Source organism: Chryseobacterium camelliae (assembly GCF_002770595.1).
Taxonomy (GTDB): Bacteria; Bacteroidota; Bacteroidia; order Flavobacteriales; family Weeksellaceae; genus Chryseobacterium; species Chryseobacterium camelliae.
Genome location: NZ_CP022986.1, coordinates 129,967 through 149,371, shown reverse-complemented (window position 1 = coordinate 149,371; position 19,405 = coordinate 129,967). Strand labels below are relative to the sequence as shown.

General features: G+C 42.7%; 19 protein-coding genes. 13 read left to right on the top strand and 6 right to left on the bottom strand.

Going from position 1 to position 19,405, the window contains the following annotated elements; genetic code table 11:
- Nucleotides 1-29: 29 nt before the first annotated feature.
- Both rsmG and CGB83_RS00695 read right to left on the bottom strand, forming a co-directional pair.
- Nucleotides 30-665, bottom strand: a complete 636-nt coding sequence (gene rsmG / locus CGB83_RS00700) for a 16S rRNA (guanine(527)-N(7))-methyltransferase RsmG (protein ID WP_100074038.1) — start codon at nt 663-665, stop codon at nt 30-32.
- Nucleotides 666-746: 81 nt separating this feature from the next.
- The gene (locus tag CGB83_RS00695; protein WP_100074037.1) at nt 747-1,568 is read right to left on the bottom strand and encodes a GLPGLI family protein; all 822 of its coding nucleotides are present in this window, start codon (nt 1,566-1,568) and stop codon (nt 747-749) included.
- 140 nt (nt 1,569-1,708) lie between these two features.
- On the opposite strand from CGB83_RS00695, the gene CGB83_RS00690 reads away from it, so the two are divergent.
- The 5 genes from CGB83_RS00690 to CGB83_RS00670 all read left to right on the top strand — a co-directional run bounded on the left by CGB83_RS00690 (nt 1,709) and on the right by CGB83_RS00670 (nt 7,646).
- A complete protein-coding gene (locus CGB83_RS00690) occupies nt 1,709-2,902 on the top strand; it encodes a pyridoxal phosphate-dependent aminotransferase (protein WP_100074036.1) in 1,194 nt (397 codons plus the stop codon).
- Between the two features lie 20 nt (nt 2,903-2,922).
- A complete protein-coding gene (locus CGB83_RS00685; RefSeq protein ID WP_100074035.1) occupies nt 2,923-5,862 on the top strand; it encodes a M16 family metallopeptidase in 2,940 nt (979 codons plus the stop codon).
- A 433-nt stretch (nt 5,863-6,295) separates the two neighbouring features.
- Nucleotides 6,296-6,928, top strand: a complete 633-nt coding sequence (locus CGB83_RS00680) for a peroxiredoxin (protein WP_100077435.1) — start codon at nt 6,296-6,298, stop codon at nt 6,926-6,928.
- 161 nt (nt 6,929-7,089) lie between these two features.
- Nucleotides 7,090-7,395 (top strand): thioredoxin family protein, encoded by a 306-nt coding sequence (locus CGB83_RS00675; protein WP_100074034.1) that lies wholly within the window; start codon nt 7,090-7,092, stop codon nt 7,393-7,395.
- Nucleotides 7,396-7,397: 2 nt separating this feature from the next.
- Nucleotides 7,398-7,646, top strand: coding sequence for a DUF6952 family protein (locus tag CGB83_RS00670; RefSeq protein ID WP_002980002.1), 249 nt, complete (start codon nt 7,398-7,400; stop codon nt 7,644-7,646).
- Between the two features lie 150 nt (nt 7,647-7,796).
- Here CGB83_RS00670 and CGB83_RS00665 read toward each other — a convergent pair whose 3' ends face one another.
- A complete protein-coding gene (locus CGB83_RS00665; RefSeq protein WP_100074033.1) occupies nt 7,797-8,483 on the bottom strand; it encodes a Bax inhibitor-1/YccA family protein in 687 nt (228 codons plus the stop codon).
- A gap of 36 nt (nt 8,484-8,519) precedes the next feature.
- Nucleotides 8,520-9,554, bottom strand: a complete 1,035-nt coding sequence (locus CGB83_RS00660) for an acyl-CoA reductase (RefSeq protein ID WP_100074032.1) — start codon at nt 9,552-9,554, stop codon at nt 8,520-8,522.
- A gap of 59 nt (nt 9,555-9,613) precedes the next feature.
- On the opposite strand from CGB83_RS00660, the gene CGB83_RS00655 reads away from it, so the two are divergent.
- The 8 genes from CGB83_RS00655 (at nt 9,614) to CGB83_RS00620 (ending at nt 17,527) form a co-directional block, all read left to right on the top strand.
- Nucleotides 9,614-9,964, top strand: coding sequence for a 4Fe-4S binding protein (locus CGB83_RS00655; protein WP_100074031.1), 351 nt, complete (start codon nt 9,614-9,616; stop codon nt 9,962-9,964).
- A 106-nt stretch (nt 9,965-10,070) separates the two neighbouring features.
- Entirely contained in the window at nt 10,071-11,135 is a 1,065-nt protein-coding gene (gene serC / locus CGB83_RS00650; RefSeq protein WP_100074030.1) for a 3-phosphoserine/phosphohydroxythreonine transaminase, read from the top strand.
- A gap of 115 nt (nt 11,136-11,250) precedes the next feature.
- Complete coding sequence (locus CGB83_RS00645; RefSeq protein ID WP_100074029.1) at nt 11,251-12,216, top strand: D-2-hydroxyacid dehydrogenase; 966 nt, start codon at nt 11,251-11,253, stop codon at nt 12,214-12,216.
- A gap of 3 nt (nt 12,217-12,219) precedes the next feature.
- Nucleotides 12,220-13,464: a DUF1015 domain-containing protein gene (locus CGB83_RS00640; RefSeq protein WP_100074028.1), complete on the top strand. Its 1,245-nt coding sequence runs from the start codon at nt 12,220-12,222 to the stop codon at nt 13,462-13,464.
- A 52-nt stretch (nt 13,465-13,516) separates the two neighbouring features.
- Nucleotides 13,517-14,923 carry a M28 family peptidase gene (locus CGB83_RS00635; protein ID WP_100074027.1) on the top strand — a complete coding sequence of 469 codons (1,407 nt, stop codon included), beginning with the start codon at nt 13,517-13,519 and terminating at the stop codon, nt 14,921-14,923.
- A gap of 54 nt (nt 14,924-14,977) precedes the next feature.
- Nucleotides 14,978-15,445, top strand: a complete 468-nt coding sequence (locus CGB83_RS00630; RefSeq protein WP_100074026.1) for a hypothetical protein — start codon at nt 14,978-14,980, stop codon at nt 15,443-15,445.
- A 33-nt stretch (nt 15,446-15,478) separates the two neighbouring features.
- Entirely contained in the window at nt 15,479-16,837 is a 1,359-nt protein-coding gene (locus CGB83_RS00625; RefSeq protein WP_100074025.1) for a M28 family peptidase, read from the top strand.
- 441 nt (nt 16,838-17,278) lie between these two features.
- Nucleotides 17,279-17,527 (top strand): hypothetical protein, encoded by a 249-nt coding sequence (locus tag CGB83_RS00620; protein ID WP_100074024.1) that lies wholly within the window; start codon nt 17,279-17,281, stop codon nt 17,525-17,527.
- Nucleotides 17,528-17,601: 74 nt separating this feature from the next.
- Here CGB83_RS00620 and CGB83_RS00615 read toward each other — a convergent pair whose 3' ends face one another.
- Both CGB83_RS00615 and CGB83_RS00610 read right to left on the bottom strand, forming a co-directional pair.
- The gene (locus CGB83_RS00615; protein ID WP_100074023.1) at nt 17,602-18,177 is read right to left on the bottom strand and encodes a hypothetical protein; all 576 of its coding nucleotides are present in this window, start codon (nt 18,175-18,177) and stop codon (nt 17,602-17,604) included.
- A 190-nt stretch (nt 18,178-18,367) separates the two neighbouring features.
- Nucleotides 18,368-19,405 (bottom strand): peptidylprolyl isomerase, encoded by a 1,038-nt coding sequence (locus tag CGB83_RS00610; RefSeq protein WP_172954727.1) that lies wholly within the window; start codon nt 19,403-19,405, stop codon nt 18,368-18,370.

Below are 19,405 nucleotides of genomic sequence, written 5' to 3'. Positions count from 1 at the left end.
ATCAAAGACTATTCCTAAATTATGTTAAATTAAGAATTAAAATTGCCTTTTGAAAGATAAACTACTTTTTTGGTTTCAAAAAATTCTTCTTCAAAATAATTTTTAAGGCTGATGATTTCACATCGGATTCCGGCCAGTTCTTCTGCAAGATCTCCTCCTTTCAGGTAGAGCACTCCGTTATGCCTCGTATTAAACTGTTCTTTTTCAAATTTCCCTTTCAGCCAGCGCAGGAATTCCGGCATCTGGGTTACCGCTCTGCTGACTACAAAATGGAACTTTTCCTTCACTTTCTCAGCCCTTCCGTGGATAGCCGTAACATTGGTAAGCCCTACTCCTTCAGCTACTGCCTGTACCACTGTGATCTTTTTACCAATGGAATCGATTAGTGTAAATTCAGATTCCGGAAAAAGGATGGCCAGCGGAATCCCCGGAAAACCTCCTCCTGTTCCGATATCCAGGACCTTAGTGCCGGGAGCGAATTCCATCGCTTTTGCAATGCCCAGCGAATGCAGCACATGCTTCTCGTACAGGGATTCCATATCTTTTCTGGAGATGACATTGATCTTTTCATTCCATTCGTGATACAGCGCTTCCAGTCCGGCGAACTGTTCTTTCTGGGTTTCTGTAAGATCCGGGAAATATTTTAATACTAACGGTATAGGCATGAGAATTATTATAAAAAGCAAAAATAAGTTTTTTATTGCGGGAATTCAAAATGAGTTTCCGTAAAGATGTTCAATCTTCTCTTAATCCTTTTCAATCGGGTTATTGGTCCTCCTCAGTCTTCTTGCGATTTCGGCATCCATATTTTTAACCTTTTTCATTTCATCAAGCCCGAACTTTGCAGTGTAGCCACCCTTGAGCTGAAGGTCTGCATTGCCGGTTTCTTTATTGATATTCACCCCTTCGACATCTTCGTTGCTAAAGGTAAAACCGTTCATGATCTTCCTGTATTCAGCCAGAGATACTTTTTTGCCTGGCTTCGGAAGCATGGAAAATACAGCCGGAACCTTCCTGATCTGAATGAGGTTAAAGACATGGTCTTTTTCAGTATCCTGAGCCCGCACCACAATACCAGGAAGGCCAGTAAAGGTATAAGGCCCATCGCTTACAGGATATTCTTTGCTGAACCAGGCTTCCCATTCCCTTCCTTTATACTGTGCCATTGCTTTCTGGCAATGTATGTTATTAATAGTCCTGAATTCCTTCCTTATTTTCCATGCCGGAGCTTCAAGACCGGGAACGGAAAGGCTGGCTGTTTTGAACCGGTCATATAAGGTAATAGCTTTACCGGAATACTCTTTTTTGATAATATAACCGAGGTTCTGGTCAAATGTTTTGGCGGCAAGCAGCTTTGCATAGCTTTTATCTGCCTGATACACGGAATCGCGTTCATATTTGGCCGCATTATAAAAGTAGGAGGCTCTGCCGTCCGTGTCCAGGTTCATATAGTCGGTGACTGTTGAATCCTTTTTATGAATGTCCGGCTTCATGGTATACTCGTACACAAAACGGTAATGCTGGGCAGAAACACAAGAGAACAGGAAAAGGAATAAGATTTTATACATTGCAATTGAATTAGATTGATTATTTATAACTACAAATATAGTTATAAAATCAATCTACCCGTCACTATTTCAAACAAGTTTGATTTTAATTTTTCGACCGATAGTTTTTATTATATTTGTTCCTATTTCAAAAAGACCATATGAACAAACTTTCAGACCGGGTAAACAGACTGGGGTATTCGCAGACTTTCGTGATGTCTAACAGAGCCAGAGAAATGAAGGCCAGCGGAGTAGATGTAATCAGCCTCACTTTGGGAGAACCCGATTTCGATGTACCGGACCCTATCAAACAGGCCGCATTTGATGCCATCAATGAAAATTACAGCCATTATTCTCCCGTTCCGGGGTTCCTGGAGCTCAGGGAAGCTATTTCTGAAAAACTGAAAAGGGATAATAAGCTCGATTATAAACCTTCACAGATCTGCGTATCCAACGGAGCCAAACAGGCGATCCTGAATGTCCTTGCCGCACTGATCAACGACGGTGACGAAGTCCTGCTTCCTGCTCCTTATTGGGTAAGTTATGACGAAATGGTGAAAATGATGGGCGGAACCTCTACCCTGTTGCCCACCTCATATGTAACCGATTTTAAAATTACGGCGGAACAGCTGGAAAATGCTATCACAGATAAGACCAAGGTCATTCTGTTCAGCTCACCCTGCAACCCTTCCGGAGGATACTATACCTATGATGAATTATGGTCACTGGCCAGAGTAATCGCCAAATATCCGCAGGTAACCGTGATTTCCGATGAAATCTATGAGTTCATCAATTATGAAACTAAAACCACCTCTATCGCCCAGTTCCCGGAAGTTTATGAACAGACTGCCGTGATCAACGGTATGTCCAAGGCATTTGCCATGACCGGCTGGAGGATCGGGTATTCTGCCTGTCCTGAATGGCTGGCAAAAGCATGTGAAAAAATCCAGGGACAGATGACCAGCGGTGCCAATACCGTAGCGCAGAGAGCCTCAATCACAGCTTTAAAAGCGGATCCTTCGGAATACAGGTATATGATCGATGCCTTTAAATCCAGAAGGGACCTTGTGTATGGTCTGATGAAGGAAATTCCCGGCTTTAAGGTCTTATTGCCTAAAGCGGCATTCTATTTCTTCCCGGATATCTCCCACTATATCGGAAAAACACTGAACGGCGTTGAAATCAAAGATTCCGATGACTTTGCCATGTTTATCCTGGAGCATGCCCACGTTGGCTGCGTAGGCGGGGTTTCTTTCGGAAGCCCGGAATGCATCCGGTTTTCTTATGCCGCTTCTGAAGAGGAGCTGAAAGAGGCCATGAGGAGAATCAAAACACTGCTTGATCAGTTTAATTAAAAAAAATACAAAATTTATTCATGAACATTTTAAAAAGAATAACCATTGTCTCCAGCATTGCTGCTGCGAGCTTCTGCGGGTATGCTTACGGGCAGGATTTCCAGTGGAAAGAAGCCACTTCCAACGGATATACCTACCGTTATGTCACCAATGACCCTACCGCTGCAAGATATTACAAACTCAAAAACGGACTGACCGTCATCCTCAGCCCAACCAGGAAAGACCCAAGGATACAGGTTTACGTAGCAACCAAAGCAGGAAGCAAGACCGACCCTGCCGACCATACCGGACTGGCCCATTACCTGGAACATATGCTTTTCAAAGGCACAGACCAGTTCGGATCTAAAGACTGGTCTAAAGAAAAGCCTCTGCTTGACCGTATCGACGGGCTGTACGAACAGTACAACCAAACTAAGGACGAAGCCAAAAGAAAGGAAATTTACAAGGAAATCGATAAAGTATCCGGAGAAGCGGCGAAATATGCGATTGCCAATGAATACGACAAAATGATGGCCGGTATGGGTGCCGATGGTACCAATGCCTTTACTTCATTTGAGCAGACCGTTTATACCGAGGATATTCCGGCCAATGTGGTGGATAAATTCCTCGCCGTTCAGGCGGAACGTTTCAGGCAGCCCGTCCTGAGGCTTTTCCATACCGAGCTTGAAGCGGTATACGAAGAGAAAAACAGATCCCTTGATGATGATGGGGACAAAGTATTTGAAGTAATGTTCGCCAACCTGTTCCCGAATAACAATTACGGTAAGCAGACGACCATCGGAACCATCGAGCACCTTAAAAACCCGTCACTGAAAGCCATCAGAGACTATTTCAATAATTATTACGTTCCTAATAATATGGGAGTCATCATGTCGGGAGATTTCAATCCGGACGAAATGATTGCCAAAGTGGACAAAGCTTTCTCTTACATGAAGCCTAAAGCCATTCCTGCCTACAACATTGGTCAGGAAAAAAATATTACAGCACCCGTTGTTAAGGAAGTTGTAGGACCGAATCCTGAGAATATCATGCTCGGATTCCGTTTTCCGGGCGCTACTACCAGGGATGCCAGAATGCTGAACCTGGTAGGCAATATGCTCACCAATGGCCAGGCAGGTCTTATCGACCTGGATCTGGTCAAAAAACAGAAACTGTTGTCTGCCTACGCCTCTCCATATACTCTGAAGGATTATTCCGTTCTTCTGCTTCAGGGAAGGCCTACGGAAGGCCAGTCACTGGATGAAGTGAAGACTTTATTGCTACAGGAGATCGATAAATTAAGGAAAGGGGAGTTTTCAGAAGACCTGATCCAGTCGATCGTTAATAATGAAAAGAAAAGCCTGATTGAAAAGAGTGAAAAATATTCTTCCAGAGCAGGTATCCTTATGGATGAATTCACATCCGATATCGATCACAGAACGGCCCTGGAATATATTGAAGAGATTTCCAAAATCACCAAGAAGGATATTATGGACTTTGCGGCGAAATACCTTCAGGACAATAATTATGTAGCGGTATACAAGCGTAAAGGCGAAGACAAAAACATTGTGAAGGTGGACAAACCTACAATCACTCCTGTTTCCGTAAACAGGGAAGACCAGTCGCCATTCCTGAAAAAGATCGATGCCATGCCTGAAAACACCATTGCGCCGGTATGGCTGAATTATGACAAGGATATTGCTAAAAACAAGCTGGGCAGCATTGACGTGCTTTCGGTAAAGAATACGGATAACGACCTGTTCAGGCTGTATTATCATTTCGATTCCGGTAAATGGAACAACAAAATCCTTCCGTTGGCGGCTGAATACCTGCAGTATTTGGGAACAAAAGACAAATCATCAGAAACTATCAGCAAGGATTTCTACAGGCTTGCCTCAAGCTTCAGGGTAGGTGCAGGGAATGAAGAAACCTATGTGACCCTGGAAGGGCTTAATGAAAACTTCAGCCAGACCCTTTCCCTTTTTGAGGATCTGATTAAAAACTGCCAGGCTGACCAGGCCGCGCTGGATGCCTACAAAACAAGGCTGAAAAAAGCCCGTGCCAATGCCAAGCAGAATAAAGGGACCATCATGGCCGGACTGAGAAGCTATGCACAGTACGGGCCACAAAACCCTTTCAATAATGTTTTAAGCGATGCAGAACTGGATGCCCTGAAAGCAGAAGACCTGATCAAAGTTCTTCATGACCTTTTCAGCTATCAGCATAAAGTGTTGTATTACGGGCCGAAAACAGGAAATGAACTGACAGCTTCCCTCAAACTGATCCATGTCCTGCCTGCGAAGCTGAAAGAGCTGCCGAAAGCCAAAACATTCGTACAGATTCCTACGGATAACAACAAAGTACTGTTTGCGCATTATGATATGGTACAGGCAGAGATCTTCTGGGTTAGGAACTCCGATCCGTACAATGTGTCCATCACGCCGACCGTAAGCTTATTTAACAATTATTTCGGTGGCGGAATGGGTTCTATCGTATTCCAGACCATCCGGGAATCCAAGGCACTGGCCTACTCTACCTATTCCTACTTCTCGCTCCCAAGCAAAAAAGAAGATAAGGATATGGTGATGGCCTATGTAGGGACACAGGCAGATAAGTTCAACGAATCCACTACTGCGATGAATGAGTTATTGACTGACCTTCCTAAATCTGATCAGCTGTTTGAAACGGCCAAAAGCGGATTGAGAAAGAACATCGCTTCAGAAAGGATTACGCAGGACGGTATTATTTTCAACTATCTCAGAGCACAGAAGCTCGGCAACAATTCCGACATCAGGAAAACAGTGTATGAGACAGCTCCAAAGCTGAGCTTTGCCGATATCCAAAGCTTCCATGACAAGGAGATGAAAGGCAGGAATTACACCTACTGTATCGTAGCCTCTCAGGATAAAGTGAATGACACTGAAATGAAGAAGCTGGGTGACGTGAAAAAGCTGAACCTGACCGAAATTTTCGGATACTAATTATAAAAGCCGGTGTTAAATTAACACCGGCTTTATTTATACTCTGCTTTATGACTGAGCTCTACAGGATTATTATGGTTCCTGCTCCGCTTTTTAGGGGGTATGGTGAAAGGCCTTAAACCTCTAGTAAGATTTTTAAAACCATAACTCTCTCATTATCTCAAAGCCATCATCTTAAAAATTCTAGAGGTCAAAAACTTTTATTTCTTTTGTGATTGATTAAAAATTTTAAACAATTTTTATAAAAATACTTATAGCAATTTTATAGTAAACAAAAATATAAAAAAATACCTCAAAAGTTATTTTTTAAAGCCTTTTGCTGTTATTTACCATCAAAAACAAACATAGATTTTATTTATCAGAAACATTAGGTTTGATAGATGATATGGTTTTAAATTTGCATCAGAAAATTAAAATTAAAAAATATACAATTATGTCTTTAGTAGGAAAAAAATTCCCGAGTTTAACAGTAGATGCGATGTCTGAAATGGGTGATGATCTTAGAATCAACATCTTTGAAGAAGCTACTTCCAACCAGCAGAAAGTTTTGTTATTCTGGTACCCGAAAGATTTCACTTTCGTATGCCCTACGGAACTTCATGCTTTCCAGGAGGCTTTAGGTGAGTTTGAAAAAAGAAACACTAAAGTAATCGGTGCTTCATGCGATACCAACGAAGTACACTTCGCATGGCTGAACACCCCAAAAGATAACGGAGGGATCGAAGGGGTTACGTATCCTCTTTTAGCGGATACCCACAGACAACTAGCCAATGCTTTAGGTATTGTAGATCAGGATTTCGAGTACGATGAAGAAGGAAACGAAACATTTACAGGATCTAATGTTACTTACAGAGCAACATACCTGATTGACGAAACAGGAAAAATCTTCCATGAGTCTGTAAACGATATGCCGTTGGGAAGAAATGTAAAAGAATATGTAAGGCTGATCGATGCGTACACACACGTACAGAAGCATGGAGAAGTTTGCCCTGCAAACTGGGAAGAAGGAAAAGATGCCATGAAAGCAGACCGTTCTTCTACCGCCGAGTATTTAGCGAAAAACTAGCATAATGTGTTAATGTGATGATGAGATAATTTGAAATTATCTGATAAGATTATTTAGAATTATCTCATCTTCTTTTTAATAAGGCAAGGAATCAATATTATGATGATCAATGCTGCCTGCTCATTAACACATTTCCAAATTTCCAAATTTAAATTATCCTTATGTACACAGAATTAACAGAAGATACACTGCAGAACATCGTAAATGACAATGAAAAGGTAGTGGTACAGTATGGTGCTACCTGGTGTGGGAACTGCAGGATTATGAAGCCGAAATTCAAAAAACTGGCTGCAGAGAACGACAGCATTCCGTTTTTATATGTTGACGCTGAAAAACTGCCTGAAAGCAGGAAGCTGGCCAAGGTGGATAACCTGCCTACGTTTGCCATCTTCAGGAACGGTGAGCTGGTTAACCAGGTGCAGAGCAACCAGGCGGAAAGTTTAATCAACCTATTCAACGAATTATAGTTATGAAGTTACCTGTAATTAGACAATTCTATCAGAACCAGACCCCTGAAAACCTTGAAAAGACACTGGAGGTACTGGAAAGCTTCTGCGAATTCAGGGGAACCAGTGAGGAGGACCTGAATGTTGCCGGAGAACTGATTACCAATATCTGCGGAGCCCTTGAAGTTCATGCCAATGTGCAGAACGGAATGAGCGAGAAAGATGCTTTGAATTCATTTGCCCAGAAAGTATTAGGTTCTATCGATAAGTAAACCATGATCTGAATTAACGTTCAGACCCAATAAAAAATCCCGGTACTCTTCAATAGCACCGGGATTTTTATGTATGACAGCTATAAGCACTCATAACTCATAACTCATAACTCATAACTCATAACTCATAACTTAAAACTTATAACTTCACTAGCTTCTCCTGCTCATTAAAATCCTCAGGATATACCAGAACAACAGCATAATGGAAGCAAACAGCTGTAAAGATGCTCCTACATATTGTCCGGTGGTGTACGTGTTCTGAAGCTTATTGGTTTCGTACAGGATCCCTGCAGATGCCAGGATGACCATTCCTACTGAAAACCAAAGGCCCAGGTTAAACCCGAAAATCGCTCCGGCAACAATCAGTCCGAGGGCAATAAAACCTCCGATAATCATGATGTTTCTCAAGAAAGAAAAATCCCTTTTGGAAGTGAATGCCACGATAGACAATCCTGCAAACATGGCAATCGTCAGCATGGCAGCCTGGAAGATCACCTGCCCTCCTGCCGTAGCAGAAGCCATATAAATAAGCGGCAAAAAGATGACGGCTTCAAGAACTATATAAAATCCTAAACCGAAGTACTGTGTGCTTCTGCTCTGCGACAAAGACCAGCGGCTTGCCAGCACGGAAGCCAGCCAGAATACCCCGATGATCAGCAGCCATGTATACCTCTGCCCAAACATCATGGCGATAACCTCTACAGGTACTGTGCGGAGAAGAATGGTTTCAACGCCGATAAAGGCAAGCACGGATAAAGCAAGGTGGATATACGTTTTCTTATAAAAGTCTGCCTTTTCGGTATCCGAAGAATGGGCGACTAAAGTGTTTGTAAACATAGTGTATAATTTTTTGTGTCTAAGATATTAAATTTTTCAGAGTACTTCAAGAAATTTCATGGTATCTACATTGTCGGCATAGGTATCCAGGCCGGGATGCTGGGCCTGCCCAAACGGAATAGAATCCAATCCCAACTCATCCTTGGCCACAATACACTGGATGTCCTGCGAATGGTCTGCAAGAAATTCCCTAACGTCATCCAGGGACTCGTACCGGCTGAAGTTGATTACTGATAAAGGACTGAACAATTTCTCATCCTCTTTCAGCATCACAAAATTATTGTCCCAGAACTTTTCCTGGTTCAGCAGGTATATTGCACGGTTATAATCGTAATTATTGGCATATTTGTGATGGTTGATGATATCACTGAAATTCAGGAAGTTTTCAAAAAGGCGGTCAATAAGAAAATCTTTCGGAATAAAAAGACGGGTAACATTCCTGCACCCCAATCCGAAATAATGGAAAATATCCTCTGCCAGCAGTTGGAGCTCCTCATCGGTTTCATCGCCTTTAAGGACAGCCATTGAAGTCCTGTTCTTACGGATGATGCTCAGATGGTTTTTGAAGTAATATTCAAGGTATCTCGCAGTATTGTTGCTCCCTGTGGCAATCACGGCATCGAAATCCTCCAGCCTTTCGACCAGTTCGTAACGTATCCCGCTATCTGAAAACTCATTCCACTTCCTGAGCAGAAAAGGAATCATGTAGCGGTCTTTAGAGGACAGCTTGATCAGAGGAATATGATTGCTGAGAATCACAGAGATGACATCATGAAATCCTACCAGCGGAATATTTCCGGCAAGGATGAGACCTACCTTTTTCGGCGTTTCTGAAACCGAATAGCCCTGCAGCCACTGCCTTAAGGTATCTCCGGTAAGGAGCCCGGCCCATTCTTCAAGGGCAAACTTCTGGCTTTCAATGGTAAACCACGGGTTTTCCATATGGGATTTCCTCATCACTGTTTCCAGCTCAGAATAGTTCTCTGCCTGGCTTTCAGGACTTTCCGTCAGATAGGTATGGATATAGCGGCCCAGCTTCGTAAGCCCTAAAACTTGATTTTCGGTATGCATAATTACTGTAAATTTGGGGAATATTTTGTAATTTTGTGCAAATTTAAAAAAAATTAGCGATGGCTATTAAAATAACTGATGAATGCATTAACTGCGGCGCCTGCGAACCGGAATGCCCGAACAATGCCATATATGAAGGGGCCGTAGACTGGAAAGCTTCTGAAGGGACTGCTCTCAAAGGAACGGTAACATTACCGTCCGGACTTACTGTAAATGCAGATGCACCACAGGAACCGGTAAGTGATGACGTATACTTTATTGTTACAGATAAATGTACAGAGTGTAAAGGTTTCCACGAAGAACCTCAGTGTGCTGCGGTTTGCCCTGTAGACTGCTGTGTTCCGGACGAGGACCATGTAGAGTCTGAAGAAACCCTGCTTAATAAAAAAGCGTTTTTACACGGTGAATAATACATGCCGTCTCATCCAGTATGAGGCGGTTTTTTTAAGTCTTTTTCCTGATATCCAATAATAATGAATCCACAGGCACACCAGGTCCTGTAAAAAAAATAACAATATGAGTAAGAAACATAACTTTAGCGCAGGGCCATGCATCCTGCCTCATGAGGTATTTGAAAAATCTGCAGAAGCTATTTTAGATTTTAACGGAATGGGATTATCCATCTTGGAGATCTCCCACAGAAGCAAGGATTTCGTAGCTGTAATGGATGAGGCAAGAGCCATCGTAAAAAGGCTGATGAACCTTGGTGATGATTATGAAGTACTTTACCTGGGAGGCGGTGCAAGCCTTCAGTTTGCCATGGTACCGTACAACCTGATGAAAGTAGGGGGAAAAGCTGCATACCTGGATACAGGCACATGGGCTGCCGGAGCGATTAAGGAAGCCGCAAAACTGGGAACAGTTGATGTAGTAGGCTCTTCAAAGGCAGACAATTATTCATACATCCCGAAAGATTATACCGTAGGTGCAGAATATGATTATTTCCACTGTACTTCCAACAATACCATCTACGGGACTCAGATGAAATCTTTTCCTGAGGTGGATACCCTGATGGTTTGTGATATGAGCTCCGATATATTCTCAAGACAGCTGGACTTTTCGAAATTTGACCTGATTTATGCCGGTGCCCAGAAAAACATGGGTCCTGCCGGAGTAACATTGGTAGTCATTAAAAAAGATATTTTAGGAAAAACAGGAAGAGACAATATGCTTTCGATGCTGGATTATTCGCAGCACATCGCCAAGGAATCCATGTACAATACCCCACCGGTATTCCCTGTATATGCATCCCTTCTTACCCTGCAATACCTGGAAAAGAATGGAGGCATTGAGGCGGCTGAAGCGAGAAACATAGCCAAGGCAAAGCTGCTGTATGATGAAATCGACAGGAATCCTTTATTTGAAACGTTCTGTGCTGAAGAAGACCGCTCTCTGATGAACGTGTCATTCAGGATTACGGACGACAGCAGGAAAGAGGAGTTTGAAGCAGCCTGGAAAGCAGCCGGCGTAAGCGGACTGAACGGTCACAGAAGCTTAGGTGGTTACAGGGCCAGCCTTTATAATGCCCTGCCTCTCGAAAGCGTACAGATTTTGGTAGACGTTATGAAATCCATCGGATAATATCTGCCTTACAGACAAGTGATTAAAAATAATCAAAATTATTTTTAATTTTCTTAATTTGCAGACCGGTCTATTCCATGCATCTTTAAATTATTAACTACTAGACCCTGAATATATGAGAGTTTTAGCAAACGACGGTATTTCCGAATCCGGAGCATCAGCCCTGAAGCACGCCGGCATTGAGGTGCTGGATCACAAGGTTGCCCAAGACCATGTTATTGGTTTCATTAATGATAACAAGGTAGATGTGCTCCTTGTAAGAAGCGTAACGAAAGTACGCCAGGATATCATTGATGCCTGCCCGGGCCTGAAGGTTATCGGCAGAGGCGGGATCGGGATGGATAATATTGATGTGGAATATGCCCGAAGCAAAGGAATCCGTGTAATTAACACTCCTAATGCATCATCAAAATCTGTAGCGGAGCTTGTCTTCGGACATTTCTTTTCCCTGGCCAGGTTCCTGCACGAATCCAACCGGCTGATGCCGCTAGAAGGCGAAACCCATTTCAATGCCATGAAAAAGTCATTCAGCAAAGCCTATGAGCTTTCCGGAAAGACCCTAGGTATAATCGGTTTCGGGAGCATCGGACAGGAAGTAGCCAAAATGGGGATAGCTTTAGGTATGAAAGTGAAAGTGCTGACCCGAAAACCGAGAACCGAAACGCTTACACTCGAATTTTTTGACGGACAGTCGCTGAATTTTGAGGTTACGTCTTCCAATGATACCGATGCCTTCCTTAAGGATACCGATTTTATCAGCATCAATACGCCTAAAACGAATGAATATATCATAGACACAGCTGAATTTGAAAAAATGAAAGATGGAGTCTATATTGTGAACACTGCAAGAGGCGGTGTGATTAACGAAGTAGCTTTGATCGACTTTATAGAATCCGGAAAAGTAGCCGGAGCAGCGCTGGATGTTTTTGAAAACGAACCGGCACCGGAACTGCCCCTGCTGATGAACCCTGCCCTGTCGCTTTCCCCGCACGTAGGAGGAAATACGGTAGACGCCCAGGAGAAAATCGGACTCGAACTTGCCGAACAGATTATTAAGCTGCAAAAAGAAACTATACAATAAAATATGCCTGTTTTTAAACCTTTCCGCGGAATAAGACCTCATAAAGACCTGGAGAGTACTTTCCCTACCCACCCCCTGGATAATTTCACCCAGGAGGAGATCACAGAGAAAGCTCAAGTTGAGAATACCTACATCCATATGATCAAGCCCTATGTGGTAAGCAAATCAAAGGATATTGACCGGAACCTCAGGAAGATCCGGGCAACCTTTGAAGAACTGCTGGATGAAAATAAACTCGTCCAGGACAGTTCCGCCTATTACCTGTATGAGCAGATCTACCCTAACAAGCAGATCTTCAGGGGGCTTTTGGGACTGGCCAGCATCGAAGATTTCTGGAACGGAAAGATCAAAAGACACGAAAGCACCATTCCCCAGAAAAAAGAAAAACTGGCGCATTACCTGGAAAAGGTAAACCTGCAGGCCGAACCGGTACTGCTCACCTACCCTTCCAATTCCAAGATCGAACTGCTCATGAACCATGAGGAGAAAAATGTCCCGATCTTTAACCATGTTGATACCAAAGGTATCCGCCATAAAATATGGAAGATTGATAACCGCCTGAAACTGCAGCAGTTTAAGGAAGTTATAGACCAGATCGACTCTTTTTATATTGCAGACGGCCACCACAGGATCGGATCCACGGCGCTGAATGCCAAGCACCAGAAAGATAAAAACAAAAGGCATAACGGAACAGAACCATACAATTTTGTGTACAGCTTCATCGTATCCAACCAATCCATCAAAATCCATGACTACAACAGGATAGTCAGTGACCTGGGAGAACTGAGCCCGGCAGATTTCCTGAAGCAGCTGGAGCAGTACTTCCTGATTCACGAAAAAGGGGAAACAGCGTACTATCCTTCCCAGAAGTTCCATATCTCCATGTACATGGACGGTAAATTTTATTCGCTTCACGTGAAGCATGACCTGCGATCACAGGAAATGTCACTGGATAATCTTGACCATCACCTCCTGGATAAATACATATTCAAAAGCATCCTGAAAATCGAAGATCCGGACAGTTCTGAAAAAATCAGCTACGTCAAAGGGACTTCCAACCTGGAAGGAATTGCCCTGCTGAAGGAAAAAGTGGACCATGGCGAAGGTAAGGCAGGATTCGGGATCTACCCGGTCAGTTTCAATGATATGATCAAAATATCGGACCTTAAACTGAGCATGCCGCCAAAATGTACATTCATTGAGCCTAAATTGGTTACAGCCCTTTTAATGTATGACATGAAGTCTTAATATTCCTGTTTTTTTCCTACTTTTAGCGATGGAAAAGATAGGTTGATAAAAAATGAAAAAAGCATTCATTATAATTCCACTCTTTTTGAGTGGATTTTTATTTTCTCAGAAAAAACCGCTGAAGAAACTTTCAAAAAAACCCTACGCATCTGTAAAATCCAATTACCATGATGAATTCAAAAAGATTTCTGATGAGGTCATGACCCATGGTACGGCTTATGACAATCTGGGGGAACTGACCAAAGGAATCGGGCCGCGGTTCAGCGGAACTCCGGGCTATGCCAGGGCTGTGGAATGGGCAGAAAAGAAGCTTAAGGATATAGGCATTGAAATGATCTGGAGGCAGGAAGCCAAAGTCCCGGTATGGATCAGGGGAAGAGAATCCCTGCAGATAAAAGCGGGGAATGGAGACTGGAGAAGCATCAGGATGCTTTCATTCGGAAATTCTGAAGGGACCGGCGGAAAAGACCTTACGGGGGAAATCGTACAGATCAGCAGCACTGCGGAACTGAATGCCTTACAGATAGGGAAGCTGAAGGATAAAATTGTTTTCGTCAACCTGCCGATGGATCCCACGGTCATCAATACCAGTGACGCCTACCTTACTGCTGCCAAATCCAAGCTGATTTCCGCTTCAGTGATTGCCAAAACCGGGGCAAAAGCACTGATCATCCGGTCGCTGACAACGGCTTTCGATGATACTCCCCATGCTAAGATGGTGTACTACGAGCCGGATGATAAAGTCAGGATTCCTGCTTTAACCATCGGTGTAAGATCTGCGGATGAACTCGAAAAATTGCTCAAAAAACAGAAGGTTACAGCAAAGATCAATATGTCTGCTGAGCCTAAAGGAGATACCACCAATCCCAATATCATTGCTGAAATTCCAGGAAAGAAAGATTCAAAAGTCATCATGATTGGTGCACAGCTGGATTCCTGGGATTTTGCAGAGGGTGCCCATGATGACGGCTCCGGCGTCGTGCAGTGTATTGAAATCCTGAGGACCCTCAAAGCGCTCGGAATACAGAATAATCATACGATCAGGATCGTTCTGTTTGCCAACAGTGAAAACGGCGGCCAGGGCCATGAAGTCTATACCGCATACGTGAAGAAAAAAGAAGAGAAACACGTTTTTGCAATGGGAACGGATGCCGGCGGATATTCCCCGAGAGGATTTTCCCTGGATATGCCGCCCCAACGGAGAAAGCAGATCTTTGAATGGAAAAATTATTTCCTGCCGTACGGCGTATATGATTTTGACCAGACCAATGCAATCCAGGATATTTCTCCCCTGAAGCAGCTGGATATTCCTCTGGCCGAGCTGGTAGTAGATCCGCAGCGGTATTTTGATTACCACCACTCCACGGAAGACAGCTTTGACAAGGTGAATAAGAGGGAACTTCTGCTGGGTGCCACAGTCCTTACCCAGATGGTCCTGATGATTGATAAAAACTGGTAGGCAACTCTGCTTATAAAGTATCGGAATTCAATATGTTTTAATAAACCGAATCAAATGAAAAAGATGAGTACACTCCGGCTTAATCCCGAACTTGTAGCCGATAAGAGATCTGAACTGCTGTATCAGCAGCTGAAGGCTTTACTGGATGAACTTGAAAAGAAAGACATATCCGATCAGACCAAAGAAACTATTAATCAGCAGGTAGGAGTAATCAATTCCACTTCTTTAAAGGATAAAGCTTTATCAAAACTATTAAAGGAAAAGCAGACAGGCATCCTTAAAATGCTTGAAAAAGAATATAAGCTGGTCCCTAAAAATTATTACCATACTATGTGGCTGGCGGCGGGTCTGGCAACATTCGGACTGCCTATTGGAATCGCCTTCGGGTTTTTATTGGGCAATATGGCATTTCTCGGTATAGGACTTCCGATAGGAATGACCATCGGAATGGCATTAGGTGCTTCAATGGATAAAAAAGCAGAGGCAGAAGGCAGGCAGCTTGATGTAGAAATAAAATATTAAAACAGGAACAACAATAATTATGCATGACAGATCATGAAGAATATACTATGCACTGCTGTACTCATAAGCAGTATGATGGCCTACGGCCAGCAAAAAGAAGATTCCCTGCAGTTTGCAAAGATTTCCACCGAAATCCTGAATAACGGAACAGCTTATACCGAATTAAGGGATCTGACCCAAAATATAGGCCACCGCCTCAGCGGTTCAGCATCTTATGAAAAAGCAGTACAATGGGCAGCAAAAGAGCTTCGGGCAGCCGGTGCGGATAAAGTCTGGCTTCAGGAAGTGATGATCCCGGTCTGGGAAAGAGGAAAAGAATCATTACAGATCCAGACCGGGAACGGACAGTGGAAATCCGTAAAGATGCTTTCATTAGGGAATTCAGAAGGCACCCGAGGTAAAGATGTCTCCGGAGAGGTCATTATGGTACAGTCGCTCGAAGAATATGAGAAACTTCCGGCAGATCAGGTAAAAGGTAAGGTTGTCTTTTTCAATTACCCGTTCAGCCAGTCCTTTGTCGAAACCTTCAAAGGCTATAGTGACGCGGCAAAATACAGAGTCAATGCAGCTTCCCTTACAGCAAAGAAAGGCGGAAAATTTGCAGTGATCCGCTCCCTTTCCTCAGCTTTTGATAACGTACCCCATACGGGAGGCATGCGTTATGATGAACAGTATCCTAAAATCCCTGCCGTAGCAATCGGTACTACCGTTGCAGACGAACTGGCTGGAATGCTGAAAAATGGAAAAGTAACCCTTAAACTGAATTCCCACTGCGGTATGAAGGGCGAAAAGCTGTCCCATTCTGTTATCGGTGAGATCACCGGTCATCAAGACCGGGAGGTTATTGTCGTGGGAGGTCATTTAGATTCCTGGGATGTAGGTGAAGGTGCCCATGATGACGGAGCAGGAATTGTACAGAGCATAGAAGTGCTGAGGACGTTCAAAAAGCTGGGCATACCTAACCGGCATACGATCCGGGTAGTGTGTTTTGCCAATGAGGAAAATGGCGTAAAAGGCGGAATAGCCTACGGTAAAGCCGCAAAAGAAAACCATGAAAAGCATCTTTTTGCGATCGAATCCGATGCGGGAGGCTTTGCACCCCGGGGAATTTCCATGGAAATGGATGTACAGAAAATCAATCAGATCAAAAGCTGGGCGAACCTGTTCTTTCCGTATGGCGTCTACAATTTTGAAGGAAGGTTTTCTGGGACCGATCTTTATCCGCTTCATGATATGGGCGTCCCGACTGCCGAGCTGGTTCCGGATTCACAACGCTACTTTGACATCCACCATACAGAAGAAGATACGTTTGATAAAGTAAACCGGAGGGAGCTTCTGCTCGGGGCGGTTGCAATGACACAGCTGATCTATATGATTGATAAAAACTGGTGATACAGCAAAAATATTGATTTATCGACTGATCTACATAAGCCCGCTGAAAATCAGCGGGCTTATGTATTCATCATTCAGATCTGCAATCAGGTATCACCTTATCATCATTTTTCACCTGAGTTTTTGATAACATTCCCTGTTTAATGAAATTTGGCACGGAAATAGCTACATAATGCTTTAATAAAACCACGCTATGATGATGAAAAATAAGGTATTACCACGGATTTTCCGTATCTGACTCTGAAAATATACTGGCTGATGAACAGCCGTCTTCCGAGTTAACACCATCACCTTGTTGTATCATGAATCCGCTTTCTGGAATATCGAATTCCATGGAAGTAAAAGTATTATAGGGTATCAGGAAGAATAGCTCTGTTCATACTTTAGATCAGTTCCATCAGGGCTACAAAATATTAAGTTTAATTTTTAAAATTATTAACAATGAAGAATGTAAAAGAAATGACGACCAACACTCCAAAAAGTTTAACTCAGACACACATGCTGAGTATCGCCTTATTATTTGTATTTGCGGTTTTCTCCGTTTTATTATACGTATCTAATATCAGCTTTAATAACCTGATGGTATATCTGGTTGCCCTGATCGCCTACGGAGGTTTCAGTGCCCTGTTCATCAGTTCATTGAACAGAAAGAAGATGCAAATCAGGAAAAAATTAGAGAGGAATATATAACTCTGCAATTTCAGTTTTTCAAACCAAAGGCTGTCTCACATGAGGCAGCCTTTTTATTGGATATGGATGACCTGTTAGATTTTATCAAGGATTTTCTTTGGCAAGACCCTTATAAGATGAGGCTTATATTCCTTTTCGAGAATTATAAACTGCCAATTTTTTCTATTTTTAGAAACTGCGCAAGCTCTCATATGAGCGTTAACAAAATAAGAACTTTCAGCAGCAATATATTTCACATTATTTTTACCATACTTGCTTATAAAAGCTGCGTTCAATCGTTTTTTCATTTCATCATTTAAAGATCCTACATCACATTTAAGATGAAAAAAGTAATCAACAATAGAAAAGTACTCTCCATTAATTTGTTTAGGAAGTTCTATATTCCCAAACTTCAAATTACTCATATCAATTTTCATGAATGGGTTATTATAAGTCATATTTAATATCTGGGTCATTTGATCTTTGGGAATTACTATAAAAAGCTTTGGATAGATGCAGTTTACTCCCTGATCAATTTTTTTGTCTTTAATACTATTCATAAAGTAAGTTAGAGATTTTTTTATAGATGCCTCATCAGGATTCGCCTTATTCTGGGCAAAGACCAGAAAGGACAGCATAACAAACAGGAACATAAGTGTTTTTCTTTTCATGATGATTCAGATATTTTAGTTGATAGATTTTGATTAAAATGAAAGCATCATTAAAATGATCAGATTATATTAATCATACTCTCTTTCAGTTGAATCAGTCGATGAATGAGTGCAGGTCGTTACAAAATATGCTTCAGACAATAAAAAAAGCCATCCTTACGGATGGCTCTTGAGTTTTATTCAGATAATATTACTGTACTTTTACAAGTTCAACATCGAAAACCAGCCATGCATTAGGCGGGATCACACCTCCTGCTCCTCTTTCCCCGTAACCCATTGCCGGCGGGATCAGTAAAGTAGCCGTTTCACCCTCTTTCAGCAAAAGAATCCCTTCGTCCCAGCCTTTGATCACTCTTCCCATTCCGATTGGAATGTCGATCGGCTCATTTCTTTTGAATGAAGAATCGAATTCGGTTCCGTCAACCAGTTTTCCTGCATAATGTACCGATACATTATCCCCCGATTTCGGAGCCTTTCCTGCAGTGGTCTTGGTGATTTTATAATACAGTCCGGATTCCGTTTTCTGCATTCCTGCTTTCAGGTCTTCCACCATTTTCAGCTGGTTAGCTTTGAATTCCTCTTCTTTTCTTTTTTTCTCAGCTTCTTCTTTGGCAATATATGCTTTATTGTTTTCTGCTATTTTTGCTTTTCCTTCGTTGAAAGTCTTTGCAGGATCATAGTTCTTGTATTCGTCTCCTTTGCTGAATACGGATACTTTCTCAAGAACAACATCAGTTTTAGGCTTGTCCTGAGGACCTTTTTCTACGTTGGCAATCGCATCAATCACATCCTCTCCTTTTACTACTTTCCCGAAGATCGTGTGTCTTCCGTCCAGCCATGGCGTAGCCACTTCCGTAATAAAGAATTGCGATCCGTTGGTATTCGGTCCTGAATTCGCCATGGAAAGCGTCCCTTTTGCGGTGTGCTTCAGGTCGTTTCTTTCATCCTCAAACTTATATCCCGGATCTCCCATCCCTGTTCCCTGAGGGTCTCCTCCCTGGATCATGAAATCCTTGATCACTCTGTGGAAGATGGTTCCGTCATAGAAAGGAACACCTTTAGCCTTCGCTTTGTTATCAATTTTACCTTCGGCAAGACCGATGAAGTTCGCTACGGTAACCGGAGCTTTCTTATCCTCAAACTTCACAATCATGTTTCCTTTGGACGTCTGAAGGTTAGCATAGAGTCCGTCATTAAGACCTTCGTAAGTTTCTTTGTCTACGTTCAT